The following is a 13431-nucleotide window of genomic DNA, read 5'->3' as shown; positions in this document are numbered from 1 at the left end:
TGTTCGTGTTGTCGTGGCGGTCGCCCGCCCCGTGATCAGCGCAGCAGCTGGCGGCTCATGACCACGCGCTGGACCTGGTTGGTGCCCTCGTAGATCTGGGTGATCTTGGCGTCGCGCATCATCCGCTCGACCGGGAAGTCGCGGGTGTAGCCGGCGCCGCCGAGCAGCTGGACCGCGTCGGTGGTGACGTCCATCGCCACGTCGGAGGCGAAGCACTTCGACGCGGAGCTGATGAAGCCCAGGTTCTTCTCGCCGCGCTCGGCGCGGGCGGCGGCGGTGTAGACCATCAGGCGGGCGGCCTCGAGGCGCATCGCCATATCGGCGACCATGAACTGCACGCCCTGGAACTCGGAGATGGACTTGCCGAACTGCTTGCGGTCCTTGATGTAGTCGATCGCCACATCGAGCGCGCCCTGCGCGATGCCGACGGCCTGCGCGCCGATGGTCGGGCGGGTGTGGTCGAGGGTCTGCAGCGCGGTCTTGAAGCCGGTGCCCTCGTCGCCGATCATGCGCATCGCGGGGATGCGGCACTCCTCGAAGGCCAGCTCGGCGGTCGGGCTGCCCTTGATGCCCAGCTTGTGCTCGTAGCCGGTGACGGAGAAGCCCGGATCGTCCTTGTGCACGATGAACGAGCTGATGCCGTTGGCGCCCTTCTCGGGGTCGGTCACGGCCATGACGGTGTACCAGGTGGACTTGCCGCCGTTGGTGATCCAGCACTTGGAGCCGTTGAGGATCCACTCGTCGCCCTCGCGGCGGGCGCGGGTGCGCATCGACGCCGCGTCGGAGCCGGCCTCGCGCTCGGACAGCGCGTAGGAGGCCATGGCCTCGCCCTCGGCGAGCGACGGCAGCACGTGCTGCTTGAGCTCCTCGGAGCCGTTGAGGATCAGGCCCATGGTGCCGAGCTTGTTCACCGCGGGGATCAGCGAGGAGCTGCCGCAGACGCGGGCCACCTCCTCGATGACGATGCAGGTCGCGACCGAGTCCGCGCCCTGGCCGCCGTACTCCTCGGGCACGTGGATGGCGTTGAAACCGCTCGCGACCAGCGCGTCGAGCGCCTCCTGCGGGAACCGCTCCTTCTCGTCGACATCCTTGGCGTGCGGCGCGATATCGCGCTCCGCGAGCGCCCGGATGGCGGCGCGCAGTTCCTCGTGCTCCTCGGGGAGCTGGAACAGGTCGAAGTCGGGGTTGCCAGCCATAAGGGCCTCCATCAGCGTCTACGTGTTTGGGTCCGGGCTGATTCTATCCATGCCCGGTCGCGGGTCAGTTAGTCGCACGTAACCAAATTTCGACGGTCCGGTTGTTCCGGGGAACAACCACATGGATGGCTACCGGGGCAGGCGGGTGAAGACGCGGTGCACCACGCCGGCGGCGGGGCTCACCGTCGACTCGATCGCGAACCGCTCCTGCACGCCCTCGAGGCCGTCCCACAGCCGCTCGCCGCGGCCCAGCACGATCGGCACCTCGACGAGGTGCAGGTGGTCAACCAGGTCGGCGGCGAGGAATTCGCGCACCGTCGAGACGCCACCGCCGATGCGGATGTCCTTCTCGCCCGCGATCTCCCGGGCCGCGGCCAATGCCTCGGCGGGCGAGCCGTCGAGGAACCGGAACTCCACCCCGTCCCCCGTGGTGAACGCGGGCCGGGGGCGGCTCGTGAGCACGATGACCGGCGTGGTGAACGGCGTCTGCTCGCCCCACCAGCCGCGCCAGGACTCGTCGGCGAGGACCTCGAGCGTGGGCGCGAACTTGCCGCGGCCCATGATCTCCACGCCGATACCCTCGTCCCAGGCCTCGGAGAAGGCATCGTCGACGCCCCGGGCCGCGCCGGCCAGTCCGTGGATCGCAGCGCCCCGCCTGGTCCCGAAGAACCACGACATCAGCGATCCGCCGGCGTGCCCGAAGGGTGCGTCCACCGACTGGTCGGCGCCGGTGCCGAAGCCGTCCAGCGAGATCGCGAAGTTGTGCACCCGCACCTGTCCGCCCATGCGGACCAGGCTAGCCCTCCAGCAGCTTGCGCCGCAGCGCCTCGTCCTTGGCCAGCACCATCTGCTCCAGCTCCGCCTGGAAGGCGGCCATGCGCGAGCGCAGCGCGGGATCGGCGGCGCCCAGGATCCGGACCGCGAGCAGTCCCGCGTTGCGGGCGCCGCCCACGGACACCGTCGCGACCGGGATCCCGGCGGGCATCTGCACGATCGAGAGCAGCGAGTCCATACCGTCGAGGTGCTTGAGCGGCACCGGCACGCCGATCACCGGCAGCGGCGTCGCGGAGGCCACCATGCCCGGCAGGTGCGCGGCGCCGCCGGCGCCGGCGATGATCACCTCGATGCCGCGATCCGCGGCGCCCTTCGCGTAGTCCAGCATCCGCTGCGGGGTGCGGTGCGCGGAGACGACGCCGACCTCGAACCGGATCCCGAACTCGGCGAGCGCCTCGGCGGCGGCCTCCATCGTCGGCCAGTCCGAGTCGCTGCCCATGATGAGTCCGACGCGCGGTCCCGTGTTCTCAGCCATGCACACTCCATCCATCGGTCCACTCCGCGGTCGCCATCCAGTGCGCCGCGCGTTCCGCCCGCTCCCGCAGCTCGGCCGCGTACTCGGGGTCGTTCCGGTCACCGTCGAGCCCGCCGACCAGGTTCACGTGCCCGATCTTGCGGTCGGGCCGGCCCTCCTTGCCGTACATGTGCACGTGCGCCTCCGGCATCCGGGCCATGAGGTGGTGCAACCGCTCGTCGACGCTCATCTCGGGCTCCGACGACGCCCCGAGCACGTTCGCCATGACGGTCAGCGGCGCGGTCGCGGCGGTGTCGCCCAGCGGGTAGTCGAGCACCGCGCGCACGTGCTGCTCGAACTGGCTGGTCACGCACCCGTTCATGGACCAGTGCCCCGAGTTGTGCGGGCGCATCGCGAGCTCGTTGACGAGCATCTCGCCCGACGGGGTCTGGAACAGCTCCACGGCCATCACGCCCACGACGCCCAGTTCGTTCGCCAGGCTCAGCGCGAGCGACTCGGCGAACGACGCGTCCTCGTCGGACAGGCCCGGCGCGGGCGCGAGCACGACGGCGCACTGCCCGTTCCGCTGCACCGTCTCGACGACCGGCCACGCCGCGCCCTGCCCGTACTGCGACCGCGCGACCATCGCAGACAACTCCCGCGCCAGCTCGACCCGCTGCTCCGCGAGCACCTGCACGCCCGCGGCGAGCTGCTCCCGCGCGACGGCCACGGCCTCGTCGAGCGTGTCGGGCAGCCACACGCCGCGGCCGTCGTAGCCGCCGCGCACGGCCTTGAGGACCACGGCACCGTCGAACCGGGCCCAGAAGTCGCGGACATCGCCGGGCGAGGTGATCTCGGCGAAGCCCGGTACGGGCGCGCCGAGCTCGGCCAGACGGTGCCGCATCGCCAGCTTGTCCTGCGCGTAGAGCAGCGCCTGCGGCGGCGGGTTGACGGTGACGCCCTCCGCCTGCAGCTGCAGCAGGTGCTCGGTGGGCACGCCCTCGTGGTCGAAGGTCAGCGCGTGGGCGCCGGTCGCGACCCGGCGCAGGTCCTCGATGCGATCGTGGTCGCCGAGCACGACGTCGGCGCACACCTGGGGCGCGGGCTCATCGGGGGCGGCGGCCAGGACGCGCAGGGACTGGCCCAGCGCGATCGCGGCCTGATGGGTCATGCGGGCCAGCTGACCTCCGCCGACCATGGCCACGACGGGCCGCGACCGGCGCGGTTGAACATCACTCACCCGTCCATAATCGCAGGTCCACGCGGCCGTGGAGGTGCCCGGCACGCCGCACCGCCCCCGTGCCGACCACGTCACACTCCACGCGGTACTATTCACGGTTCCGTTAGAGTGGCGCACGTGGCTTTCATCGAGGCGATTCTGGATCGCACCCCGGCACCGCTCCGCGGGCTCGTCATGCAGCACCACGAGCTGATCAAGTTCGCCATCGTGGGCAGCACGACGGCGGTGTTCGACCTCGCCATCTTCTACGGCCTGGTGCTCACGGTGATGAGCGAGAAGCCCACCGTCGCGAAGGTGTTCTCCGGCGTCTGCGCCGTGATCCTCTCCTACATCCTCAACCGCGAGTGGAGCTTCAAGCACCGCGGCGGCCGGGAGAAGCACCACGAGGCACTGCTGTTCTTCGCCATCTCGGGCATCGGCGTACTCATCATGGCCGCGCCCATCTTCATCGCGAACAACTTCTTCCACCTGCGTGATGTCGACTCGAAGACCACGTTGATCATCGTCGACTTCGTGCTCAACTACATCGTCGGCAACCTGCTGCAGATGGCGTTCCGGTTCTGGGCGCTGCGCCGCTGGGCCTTCCCGGAGGACATGCGCGAGGCCCCCGCGCAGGAGTCGATCCCCTCCACCGGCGATTCGGCACCCCGCCGCTGAGCGCTCGCAACCGCAGCGTGCGGAGCCGCATCCTCCGCTCGACCATCGCGGTCGTGGCCGTCACCGGCCTCTTCCTCGGCCTACCGCTGATGTTCTACACCTGGCGCTGGCTCGACGACGCCGCCCGCACCGACCTGCAGCACCGCCTGACCCGGGCATCGTCGGAGATCCTGGGCCAGGACCAGCGCACCGGCGACAGCGGCGAGCCCCCCGTCGCCGCGCTGCGGCTGCTGGTCCCGTCCGGCGGGCGCCTCGTGCTCACCTACACCGACGGCGACGGCGTGCCCCGCGAGCTCACCGTGGGCGCCGACGCGCCGCTCGAGAGGCCCATGGTCGAGGGCACCTCGCTGGGCGAGGCCGGCGTGCTGCGCCTGGAGCAGGACTACTCCACCGTGCGCAGCGAGCAGTACCGCGCCCTGACGATCGAGCTCATCGTGATGGCGCTGTCCGTGACCGCGGGCGTCGTGGTCGCCGCTGTCACCGCCAGCCGCGTCGCCGACCCGGTGCAGGACGTCGCGGACCGCGCCCAGCGCCTCGCCGACGGCGACTTCCGACCCGACCCGAACCGGCACGGCATCGAGGAACTCGACCGCGTCCTCGACGTCCTCGACGCGGCCACCGTCGAGATCGCGGACCGGCTGCAGCGCGAGCGGCAGATCGTGGGCGATGTCTCACACCAGCTGCGCAGCCGCCTCACCGCCATCCACATCCGCCTCGACGAGCTCACGCTGCACGCCGACCCCGAGGTCGTCAGCGAGGCCCGCGCCGCCCTCGACCAGGTCGACCGGCTGACCTCGTCGGTCAGCGACATGGTGCAGATGGCCCGGACCGAGCGCACGCCGCAGGGCACGGTCGACATCCGCGCCGAGCTCACGCCGCTGCTGGCGGACCTCGCGCCGTCCTTCGAGAAGGCGGGCCGGCGGCTCACCGTCGTGTCCGGGCGCGAGGCTCCCCTGCCCGCCCGCGCCACCGCGACCCGCGTCCGCGAGGCCACCGCGGTGCTCGTCGACAACGCGCTGGTCCACGGTCACGGGGAGGTCCGGGTCACGCTCGGCGCCGTCGGCGCGCACACGGTGCTCGTCACCGTCTCCGACGAGGGCTCGGGCATCTCCGACGGTGACGCCCAGCGCATCTTCCGGCGCGGCTACTCCGTCGGGAACGGGACCGGGGTCGGCCTCGCGCTCGCCCGGGCCTCCATCGAGGGCGACGGTGGCCGTCTCCAGCTGCAGAGCCGCAGGCCCACCACCTTCGCGATCTTCCTCCCCGCCGCGTCCCCGGACGACCGGCCCGAGCCGCCCGTCACCCGGGAGCCGGAGCCCCGCTGACCGGCCCGACGGTGCCGCCGCTCACGCCGCGCGACGGGCGCGGTCCATCACGTACTCCGCGAACGCGGTGATCACGAGCGACGGATTCGCGCCACCGGCGTTGCCGGGGTTGAGGGCACCGTCGACCACGCGGATCGCGGGGTGGCCGCGGAGGCGACCCGCGTCGTCGGTCGCCAGCCCCAGCGGGACGCCGCCGAGCGGGTGGGCGGTGACGGAGAAGGGCAGGCCGTTCATGCTCGTTCCGAGCGCCGGGACGGGGCCGGGCACGGGGATCCCCGGCAGTGGATCGAGGGCGATCCCGCCGTTGGCGTCCGTGACCCGGCGCAGCACGCGCGCATTGGCCGCACCGGCGTCGCGGGTGATGGCCTCCGGCGCGACGAGCAGCGCCGCCCGGCCGCCGACGGTCGTCCACGAGGTCCGGTTCTCCCAATCGACGGTCTCGGTGAAGTAGCCGATCACGGGCAGCGGCAGCGGGAGTCCCGCGGTCTCCACGCGGACCGGGAGGTGGTGCGGGTCGTCGTCGACGAACGCGGAGGTGACGATCGGCGCGGCTTGGATCTCGGGCGGGCGGGCCACGAACCGCGCGCTGAGCTGATTGCCGTTGTCGCCCACGCTCGTCCCGACGTGCTCGTTCATCCGGGTCAGGCCGCCGGCGATGCGAGAGTTGAGGAGCAGCTCCGTGGTGCCCCACGAGCCCGCGCCCAGATACAGCTCGTCGCAGGTGTAGGTGCGTCGCCGGACCACCGTGCCGGACGCGGCGAGCTCGTCGACGTGCACCGCGACCCGGTCCCGCTCCTGGGTCAGGCCGGTCACCCGCTGCAATGTCCGTAGCCGGATCCTCCCGCTGGCCAACGCGGCACCCAGGTACGTACTGCTCAGCTCGCGTTTGCTTCCGTTGCTGTTGCCGAACACGATCTCGCCCGCGGTCATCGACGGCCGCACCTCGCCGCGCAGCTCGCGCCGCACGACGCCCCAGTCCACCGTCGAGAGGAGCGACGCGCAGGGCCAGCCCGCCCGGGCCATGGACTCCTCGAACTCGACCATGCCGGCGAACGGGCGGCTGCGGCGCACGTCGTCGGGGATCGCGGCGGCGCGCAGCCGCCGGACCGCACGCGGCACGTACTCGCCGATCAGTTCCGGGTACCGGGGCCCGTGCCGGAAGACCTTGTCGTAGTACCTCGGGTGGGGCGGCACCGTCGCACCGTGGTAGACCACCGAGCCGCCGCCCACCGCCGCGCCGCGCGCCACGCCGACGGTTCCCGCGGGCTCGACGTCGAGGACGCCGGTCCGCCCGAGGGCCGGTGCCCACAGCGCGTTCGGGTTCGCCACGTCGACACCGCTCGCGTACACGGCCGCGTGATCGTCGTGCCGGTAGGCGCGGCCGCGCTCGAGGACGAGCGTGTCCACGCCGGCCGCTCCGAGGTGCGCCGCGGCGACCGAACCGCCGAACCCGGTACCGATCACGATCGCCGGGAAGTGGGTCCGCTCCGGCACGGCGGCCGCGCGCACGGGGAGCGCGGCCGCGGTCACGAGGGCCGCGGCACCGGCGAGGGCCGCGCGACGGGTCAGCGGGGGACGATTCGGGGGCTGCACCCCGCGATCGTATGTTGCGATTGCAACATACGTGAACTATTCGGCGTCGAACCGGAAACCGACGCCGCGGACCGTGACGATCCGGCGTTGCGGCCCGGTGTCGTCGCCGATCTTCCGGCGCAGCCAGGAGATGTGCATGTCGAGGGTCTTCGATCCGCGCAGGTCGGAGTCGCCCCACACGTCGGCGAGGATCTCCTCGCGGGAGAGCAGCCGCCCCGCGTGCTCCATCAGGAAGCGCAGCAGCTCGAACTCCTTGTTCGCCAGGGCGATGTCAGCGCCCTCGACGGTGACCCGCCGCGCGGTCGCGTCGAGCCGGATCCCGCCCGCCTCCACGACCTCGAGGACGTCCTGCGCGGGCGCGCTGCGCCGCAGCAGCGCGCGAGTGCGTGCCATGAGCTCGAACATGCGGAAGGGCTTGCCCACGTAGTCATCGGCGCCGGCGTCGAGACCGACGACGAAGTCCATCTCGTCGGTGCGTGCGGTGAGCATGAGCACCGCGATCTCCGGCCGGGCGGCGCGCACCTCGCGGCAGACCTCGAGCCCGTCGAGCTCGGGCAGGCCCAGGTCGAGGATCAGCAGGGCGTAGTCCTCGTCGAGCGCGCGCTGCAGCGCGACGGTGCCGGTGGCGGCGACGGTCACCTCGTACCCCTCGCGCGAGAGCGCGCGGGCCAGCGGCGACGCGATCGCCTCGTCGTCCTCGGCCAGGAGCACCCGCGTGGTCATGACCGCCGAGAGTACTCCGCCGAGCCGTCGTCGCGGCCGCGGTAGTCGTCCGCGTCGTCGAGCGCGTCCACGATGAGCGCGTGCGTGCCGGCGATGCGGGGCACGTCGGGGAAGTCGAGCGGGTCCTCGCCCGCGGACTCGACGGTGAGCACCCCGCAGCGCAGCATCCGGTCGACGAGCCGCTGGTGGTACTGGACCGAGTTGATCCGGCGCAGCGGAATGTCGATGCCGCGGCGGCGCACGATGCCGGAGCGGAACATGATCCGCAGGTCGGTGACCACGAGGTGGGTCGCGCGCCAGGACGCCCACGGACGCATCGTCCACCACCCGACGACGCCGAGCCAGGCCACGACGACCGCCAGGAGCAGCCAGTCCGGCCAGGCACCGTCGAGGTGGGCCCGGCCGATCAGGCCCAGCGCCACGCCGGCCGCGGCGCACGCCGCGAACAGGACCAGGACCGGCACGATCAACCGCTTGGCGTGGGGGCGCACGTGCAGCAGGACCCGCTCGTCGTCGATGAGCGCCTTCTCGGGGAACGCCATCGTCACGCCGGCCGCAGGTGCGTCACGTCGCCGGCGGACAGCACGTGCCGGGCGCCGGCGTCGTCGGCCACCACGATGCGGCCCTCGGGGTCCACGTCGACCGCGGTGCCGAGCAGGACCTCGTCGGCCGGGAGCTCCACCCGGACACGCTGCCCGACGGTGACGCACGCGTCCAGGTACGCGGCGCGGGCGGCGGCGGGGTCGTCGGCCCACGCCGCCAGCCCCGCGTCGAGATGCCGCAGGTAGGCGACGGCGAGCGCGGTCCGGTCGGGATCCTCGGCGCCGGCCAGCCGGAGCGAGGTGGCCGTCGGGACCGGCACGTCCGCGGCGGCCAGCTCGGTGTTCAGGCCGGTCCCGATCACGGCGACCAGCCGGCCGTCCGGCGCGGTGGCCAGCTCGGACAGGATGCCGGCCGTCTTGCCGCCGCGCTTGCCCTCCTCGGCCTCGAGCAGGACGTCGTTGGGCCACTTCAGCCCCGCGGTCAGCCCCGTCACCTCGCGCACGGCGCGCACGGCGGCGACGCCGGTGACCAGCGACAGCCAGCCGGCGCGGGGCGCCGCGGCGGCGGGCACCGCCACCGTCACCGAGATGGACAGCTGCGTGCCGGAGGGCGCCGACCAGAGGCGCTGGTGCCGGCCCCGGCCGGCGGTCTGGACGTCGGCGATGAGCACACGACCGGCCTCGTCACCCGCGCGGACACCGTCGGCGAGATCGGCGTTCGTCGAACCGGTGGTGGGCACCACCGACACCGCGTGCCACCGCGTGCCGCGCACCGCCTCGGCGATGACCGAGCGGTCGGGGAGCTCTCCCGGCTCGTGCGCGCGCTCGTTCATCCGTGTCCTCCATCCGTCCCACCCCGACGGGCAGTGCGCTTATTCATCGACTCTATTGGTTACAGTCAGTTCCATGACGAGTGCCTCCACCACCGACGGCGCGGCCGACGCCCAGGGCGGCGAGCCCAGCATCCACACCACGGCCGGCAAGCTGGCCGCCTTCCGCAAGAAGGACGCCGAGGCGATGGCCCCCATGGGCCAGGGCGCCATCGACAAGGTGCACGAGAAGGGCCGGCTCACGGCGCGCGAGCGGGTGCTGGCACTGCTGGACGAGGGCTCCTTCGTCGAGCTCGACAAGCTGGCCCAGCACCGCTCGACCAACTTCGGGATGGCGGCGCGCCGCCCCGTCGGCGACGGCGTGGTGGCCGGCTACGGCACCATCGACGGCCGTGAGGTCTGCGTCTTCAGCCAGGACTCGACGGTCTTCGGCGGCTCCCTCGGCGAGGTCTACGGCGAGAAGATCGTCAAGGTCATGGACCTGGCCACCAAGACGGGCCGCCCGCTGATCGGCATCATCGACGGTGCCGGTGCCCGCATCCAGGAGGGCGTCGTCTCGCTCGCCCTGTACTCGCAGATCTTCTTCCGCAACACGCAGGCCTCGGGCGTCATCCCGCAGATCTCCGTCGTCATGGGCGCTGCGGCCGGCGGCCACGTCTACTCCCCCGCGCTGACGGACTTCGTGGTGATGGTCGACCACGAGAGCCAGATGTTCATCACCGGCCCGGACGTCATCAAGTCCGTGACCGGCGAGGAGGTCACCAAGGAGGAGCTGGGCGGCGCCCAGACCCACATGACCAAGTCCGGCACCGCGCACTACGTCGCGTCGGGCGAGCAGGACGCGCTGGACTACGTCCGCGAGCTGCTCACCTACCTGCCCTCGAACAACCGCGCCGAGGCCCCGCGCTTCGTCCCGACCGACCCGCTGACCGGCTCGATCGAGGACTCGATCAACGACGAGGACCGGGAGCTGGACGCCCTGATCCCGGACTCGCCGAACCAGCCGTACGACATGCACGAGGTCATCCGTCGCCTGCTCGACGACGACGAGTTCCTCGAGATCCAGCCGCAGCGCGCGATGAACATCATCGTCGGCTTCGGCCGGATCGACGGCCGCAGCGTCGGCATCGTCGCGAACCAGCCCACCCAGCTGGCCGGCTGCCTCGACATCGACGCCTCGGAGAAGGCCGCCCGCTTCGTGCGCTTCTGCGACGCCTTCAACATCCCGATCGTCACCCTGGTGGACGTGCCCGGCTTCCTGCCCGGCACCGAGCAGGAGTACGACGGCATCATCCGTCGCGGCGCGAAGCTGCTCTACGCCTACGGCGAGGCCACCGTCCCGAAGATCACCGTCGTCACGCGCAAGGCCTACGGCGGCGCGTACTGCGTGATGGGCAGCAAGGACATGGGCGCCGACATCAACCTGGCGTGGCCCACCGCCCAGTTCGCCGTCATGGGCGCCGGCGGCGCCGTCGGCTTCGTCTACCGCAAGGAACTGGCCGAGGCGGCGGACAAGGGCGAGGACGTCGACGCCCTGCGCCTCAAGCTCCAGGAGGAGTACGAGGACACGCTGGTCAACCCGTACGTGGCGGCCGAGCGCGGCTACGTCGACGCGGTGATCCCGCCCTCGCACACCCGCGGCCAGATCGTGACGGCCCTGAACATGCTCGAGCGCAAGGTGGTCGCCACCCTGCCCCGCAAGCATGGGAACATCCCGCTGTGAGCGCGGCCGACAAGCCTGTGGAACCGATCGCGGCGGACGTCGAGAAGCTCAGCGCCGCCATCCGATTCGAGAAGGGCAACCCCTCGGCCGCGGACGTGGCCGCCGTCGTCGCGGTGCTCGCCGTGGCCACGAGCTCGGCCCCGCAGACCGGCCCGGGCGGCCCGAAGTCGCTGTGGGGCGACTCGCGCGATCGCATGCGGCCGCAGTACTTCAACGGCCCCAACGCCTTCACCAGCCAGACGCCCGTGTTCTGGACGAAGGGCTCTTGACCCCTCGCGTTCGTCTCGTCCTCGCGTCGGCCTCCCCGGCCCGGCTGTCGGTGCTGCGCGGGGCCGGGGTGTCGCCGCAGGTGATCGTCTCGCAGGTCGACGAGGACGCGGTCCAGGCTGCGCTGCCCGCCGGGAGCATGCACGAGGACACCGTGCTCGCCCTGGCCCGCGCCAAGGCGCGGGACGTGGTCGCACGGCTCGCCGAGGATCCGGTCCCCGGCCGCGCCGTGGTGATCGGCTGCGATTCCATGCTCTCCATCGACGGCGAGCTCGTCGGCAAGCCCCACACCCCGGACGTCGCCGCGGCACGCTGGCGCGCGATGCGGGGCCGCACCGGCCGCCTCCTCACTGGGCACTGCGCGGTCCTCCTGTCCGACGGTGCCGTCGCCGCCGAAGCCGCCGGCACCGGGTCCACGACGCTGCGGTTCGGCGCACCGTCGGACGCGGAGATCGAGGCGTACGTCGCTACGGGCGAACCCCTGCAGGTGGCCGGCGCGTTCACGCTCGACGGCCTCGGCGGCTGGTTCGTCGAGGGCATCGACGGTGACCCCAGCTCCGTCATCGGCATCTCCCTCCCGCTGACCCGCGGGCTGCTGGGTGAGCTGGGCGTCAGCGTCACCGACCTCTGGTAGCCCGTCACCCGGTGACGTAGTCCCGGTTTCGGGGTGGAGACGGAGGTCCCGAGGCTGGTCGGGACGGCGACCTCCGTGCCCGCCCGCTAGTCTGATCACGTGGCTATCGAGAACGATCCCAGCGCCGAACTGCAGGACTACGCACACCCCGAGCGGCTCGTCACGGCGGACTGGCTGAGCGGGCACCTGGGGGTCCCCGGCCTCAAGGTGATCGAGTCCGACGAGGACGTGCTCCTCTACGACATCGGGCACATCCCGACGGCGCAGAAGGTCGACTGGCACCTGCACCTCAACGACCCGGTGACGCGCGACTACATCGACGGCGAGCAGTTCGCGGAACTGATGCGCAGCAAGGGCATCAACCGCGACGACACCGTGGTGATCTACGGCGACAAGTCCAACTGGTGGGCCGCGTACGCCCTGTGGGTGTTCACGCTGTTCGGCCATCCCGATGTCCGCCTGCTCGACGGCGGCCGGGACCTGTGGATCAGCGATGCGCGTGACGTGTCGCTGGAGCAGCCCGAGTACCCGCGCAGCGACTACCCCGTCGTGGAGCGCGACGATTCGGTGATCCGCGCGTTCGCCGACGAGGTCCGCGCCGACCTCGGCCGCCGCGCCCTCGTGGACGTGCGCTCCCCGCAGGAGTACACCGGGGAGCGCACCCACATGCCCGACTACCCGGAGGAGGGCGCCCTGCGCGGCGGCCACATCCCCTCCGCGGTGTCGATCCCGTGGGCGAAGGCGGCCCGGCAGGACGGGCGGTTCCTCCCCCACGCCGACCTCCTCGAGGTCTACGGCGGCCTCGACCCGAAGGCGCCCGTGACGGCGTACTGCCGGATCGGCGAGCGCTCGAGCCACACCTGGTTCGTGCTCACGCACCTCCTCGGGTTCGACGACGTCCGTAACTACGACGGTTCCTGGACCGAGTGGGGCAACACGGTGCGGGCGCCCATCGTCCGCGGCGAGGAGCCGGGCGCGGCCCCGACCGCCGGCTCATGAGCGGGCTCCCGCAGCCCCTGGCGGAGATCGTCGACGACTTCGCGGGCGTCGGCGAGCAGGACCGGCTCGAGCTGCTCCTCGAGTTCTCGCGCGAGCTGCCGGAGCTCCCGGAGCACCTGACGGCCGCGGCGATGGAGCCGGTGCCGGAGTGCCAGTCACCGCTGTTCCTCGACGTCGACGCGTCCGACCGCGAGGCGGTCCGGCTCTACTTCAGCGCGCCGCCCGAGGCGCCGACCACGCGCGGCTTCGCGTCGATCCTCGCGCAGGGCCTCGACGGCCAGTCCGCCGCGGCGATCGCCGCGGTCCCCGACGACTTCCACCACGCGCTCGGGCTCGATTCCGTGGTCAGTCCCTTGCGTCTGCGCGGCATGTCGGCGATGCTGGCGCGCATCAAACGACGCCTCGCCGCCTAGC

Annotated in this window: 15 protein-coding genes; 7 read left to right on the top strand and 8 right to left on the bottom strand. The window is 72.0% G+C overall.

The window, feature by feature from the left end:
- Positions 1 to 35 precede the first annotated feature (35 nt).
- The 4 genes from HF999_RS07705 to HF999_RS07690 all read right to left on the bottom strand — a co-directional run bounded on the left by HF999_RS07705 (position 36) and on the right by HF999_RS07690 (position 3724).
- Entirely contained in the window at positions 36 to 1196 is a 1161-nt protein-coding gene (locus HF999_RS07705; RefSeq protein ID WP_168545312.1) for an acyl-CoA dehydrogenase, read from the bottom strand.
- Between the two features lie 129 nt (positions 1197 to 1325).
- Complete coding sequence (locus tag HF999_RS07700) at positions 1326 to 1982, bottom strand: dihydrofolate reductase family protein (RefSeq protein WP_168545311.1); 657 nt, start codon at positions 1980 to 1982, stop codon at positions 1326 to 1328.
- A gap of 10 nt (positions 1983 to 1992) precedes the next feature.
- Positions 1993 to 2505 carry a 5-(carboxyamino)imidazole ribonucleotide mutase gene (gene purE, locus HF999_RS07695; RefSeq protein WP_168545310.1) on the bottom strand — a complete coding sequence of 171 codons (513 nt, stop codon included), beginning with the start codon at positions 2503 to 2505 and terminating at the stop codon, positions 1993 to 1995.
- Positions 2498 to 3724 (bottom strand): 5-(carboxyamino)imidazole ribonucleotide synthase, encoded by a 1227-nt coding sequence (locus tag HF999_RS07690; RefSeq protein ID WP_312854056.1) that lies wholly within the window; start codon positions 3722 to 3724, stop codon positions 2498 to 2500. Before HF999_RS07690 ends, purE begins: the two co-directional genes overlap by 8 nt.
- Positions 3725 to 3841: 117 nt before the next feature.
- Between HF999_RS07690 and HF999_RS07685 the strand changes: the two genes are divergently transcribed.
- Both HF999_RS07685 and HF999_RS07680 read left to right on the top strand, forming a co-directional pair.
- Positions 3842 to 4381 (top strand): GtrA family protein, encoded by a 540-nt coding sequence (locus tag HF999_RS07685; RefSeq protein ID WP_168545309.1) that lies wholly within the window; start codon positions 3842 to 3844, stop codon positions 4379 to 4381.
- 17 nt (positions 4382 to 4398) lie between these two features.
- Positions 4399 to 5706, top strand: coding sequence for a sensor histidine kinase (locus tag HF999_RS07680; RefSeq protein WP_168545308.1), 1308 nt, complete (start codon positions 4399 to 4401; stop codon positions 5704 to 5706).
- Between the two features lie 21 nt (positions 5707 to 5727).
- Here the strand turns inward: HF999_RS07680 and HF999_RS07675 are convergent, their stop codons facing one another.
- From HF999_RS07675 to HF999_RS07660, 4 genes are read right to left on the bottom strand one after another with little or no spacing between them, the layout of a single operon-like run.
- Positions 5728 to 7299: a GMC oxidoreductase gene (locus HF999_RS07675; RefSeq protein ID WP_168545307.1), complete on the bottom strand. Its 1572-nt coding sequence runs from the start codon at positions 7297 to 7299 to the stop codon at positions 5728 to 5730.
- Between the two features lie 36 nt (positions 7300 to 7335).
- Complete coding sequence (locus tag HF999_RS07670; protein ID WP_168545306.1) at positions 7336 to 8022, bottom strand: response regulator transcription factor; 687 nt, start codon at positions 8020 to 8022, stop codon at positions 7336 to 7338.
- The gene (locus HF999_RS07665) at positions 8019 to 8564 is read right to left on the bottom strand and encodes a PH domain-containing protein (RefSeq protein WP_168545305.1); all 546 of its coding nucleotides are present in this window, start codon (positions 8562 to 8564) and stop codon (positions 8019 to 8021) included. Before HF999_RS07665 ends, HF999_RS07670 begins: the two co-directional genes overlap by 4 nt.
- A 2-nt stretch (positions 8565 to 8566) precedes the next feature.
- Positions 8567 to 9397 (bottom strand): biotin--[acetyl-CoA-carboxylase] ligase, encoded by an 831-nt coding sequence (locus HF999_RS07660; RefSeq protein WP_168545304.1) that lies wholly within the window; start codon positions 9395 to 9397, stop codon positions 8567 to 8569.
- 73 nt (positions 9398 to 9470) lie between these two features.
- Here HF999_RS07660 and HF999_RS07655 point away from each other — a divergent pair, with 73 nt between their 5' ends.
- The 5 genes from HF999_RS07655 (at position 9471) to HF999_RS07635 (ending at position 13430) form a co-directional block, all read left to right on the top strand.
- Positions 9471 to 11117 (top strand): acyl-CoA carboxylase subunit beta, encoded by a 1647-nt coding sequence (locus HF999_RS07655; RefSeq protein ID WP_168545303.1) that lies wholly within the window; start codon positions 9471 to 9473, stop codon positions 11115 to 11117.
- The gene (locus HF999_RS22460; protein ID WP_168545302.1) at positions 11114 to 11386 is read left to right on the top strand and encodes an acyl-CoA carboxylase epsilon subunit; all 273 of its coding nucleotides are present in this window, start codon (positions 11114 to 11116) and stop codon (positions 11384 to 11386) included. Before HF999_RS07655 ends, HF999_RS22460 begins: the two co-directional genes overlap by 4 nt.
- A complete protein-coding gene (locus HF999_RS07645) occupies positions 11383 to 12018 on the top strand; it encodes a Maf family protein (RefSeq protein WP_168545301.1) in 636 nt (211 codons plus the stop codon). Before HF999_RS22460 ends, HF999_RS07645 begins: the two co-directional genes overlap by 4 nt.
- A gap of 99 nt (positions 12019 to 12117) precedes the next feature.
- The gene (locus tag HF999_RS07640; protein ID WP_168545300.1) at positions 12118 to 13017 is read left to right on the top strand and encodes a sulfurtransferase; all 900 of its coding nucleotides are present in this window, start codon (positions 12118 to 12120) and stop codon (positions 13015 to 13017) included.
- Positions 13014 to 13430 (top strand): SufE family protein, encoded by a 417-nt coding sequence (locus tag HF999_RS07635; protein WP_168545299.1) that lies wholly within the window; start codon positions 13014 to 13016, stop codon positions 13428 to 13430. Before HF999_RS07640 ends, HF999_RS07635 begins: the two co-directional genes overlap by 4 nt.
- The last annotated feature ends 1 nt before the right edge of the window (position 13431 follow it).

Origin of the sequence: Tsukamurella spumae (genome assembly GCF_012396015.1) — a bacterium.
Taxonomy (GTDB): domain Bacteria; phylum Actinomycetota; class Actinomycetes; order Mycobacteriales; family Mycobacteriaceae; genus Tsukamurella; species Tsukamurella spumae.
The sequence above is the reverse complement of the archived record's forward strand: the minus strand, read 5'-3'. Positions and strand labels throughout refer to the sequence as shown.

Bases quoted from the DNA above. Each gene is read 5' to 3' on its own strand.
- HF999_RS07705 (WP_168545312.1), bottom strand. From the start codon at position 1,196: ATGGCTGGCAACCCCGACTTCGACCTGTTCCAGCTCCCCGAGGAGCAC.
- HF999_RS07700 (WP_168545311.1), bottom strand. From the start codon at position 1,982: ATGGGCGGACAGGTGCGGGTGCACAACTTCGCGATCTCGCTGGACGGC.
- purE (WP_168545310.1), bottom strand. From the start codon at position 2,505: ATGGCTGAGAACACGGGACCGCGCGTCGGACTCATCATGGGCAGCGAC.
- HF999_RS07670 (WP_168545306.1), bottom strand. From the start codon at position 8,022: ATGACCACGCGGGTGCTCCTGGCCGAGGACGACGAGGCGATCGCGTCG.
- HF999_RS07665 (WP_168545305.1), bottom strand. From the start codon at position 8,564: ATGGCGTTCCCCGAGAAGGCGCTCATCGACGACGAGCGGGTCCTGCTG.
- HF999_RS07660 (WP_168545304.1), bottom strand. From the start codon at position 9,397: ATGAACGAGCGCGCGCACGAGCCGGGAGAGCTCCCCGACCGCTCGGTC.
- HF999_RS07655 (WP_168545303.1), top strand. From the start codon at position 9,471: ATGACGAGTGCCTCCACCACCGACGGCGCGGCCGACGCCCAGGGCGGC.
- HF999_RS07635 (WP_168545299.1), top strand. From the start codon at position 13,014: ATGAGCGGGCTCCCGCAGCCCCTGGCGGAGATCGTCGACGACTTCGCG.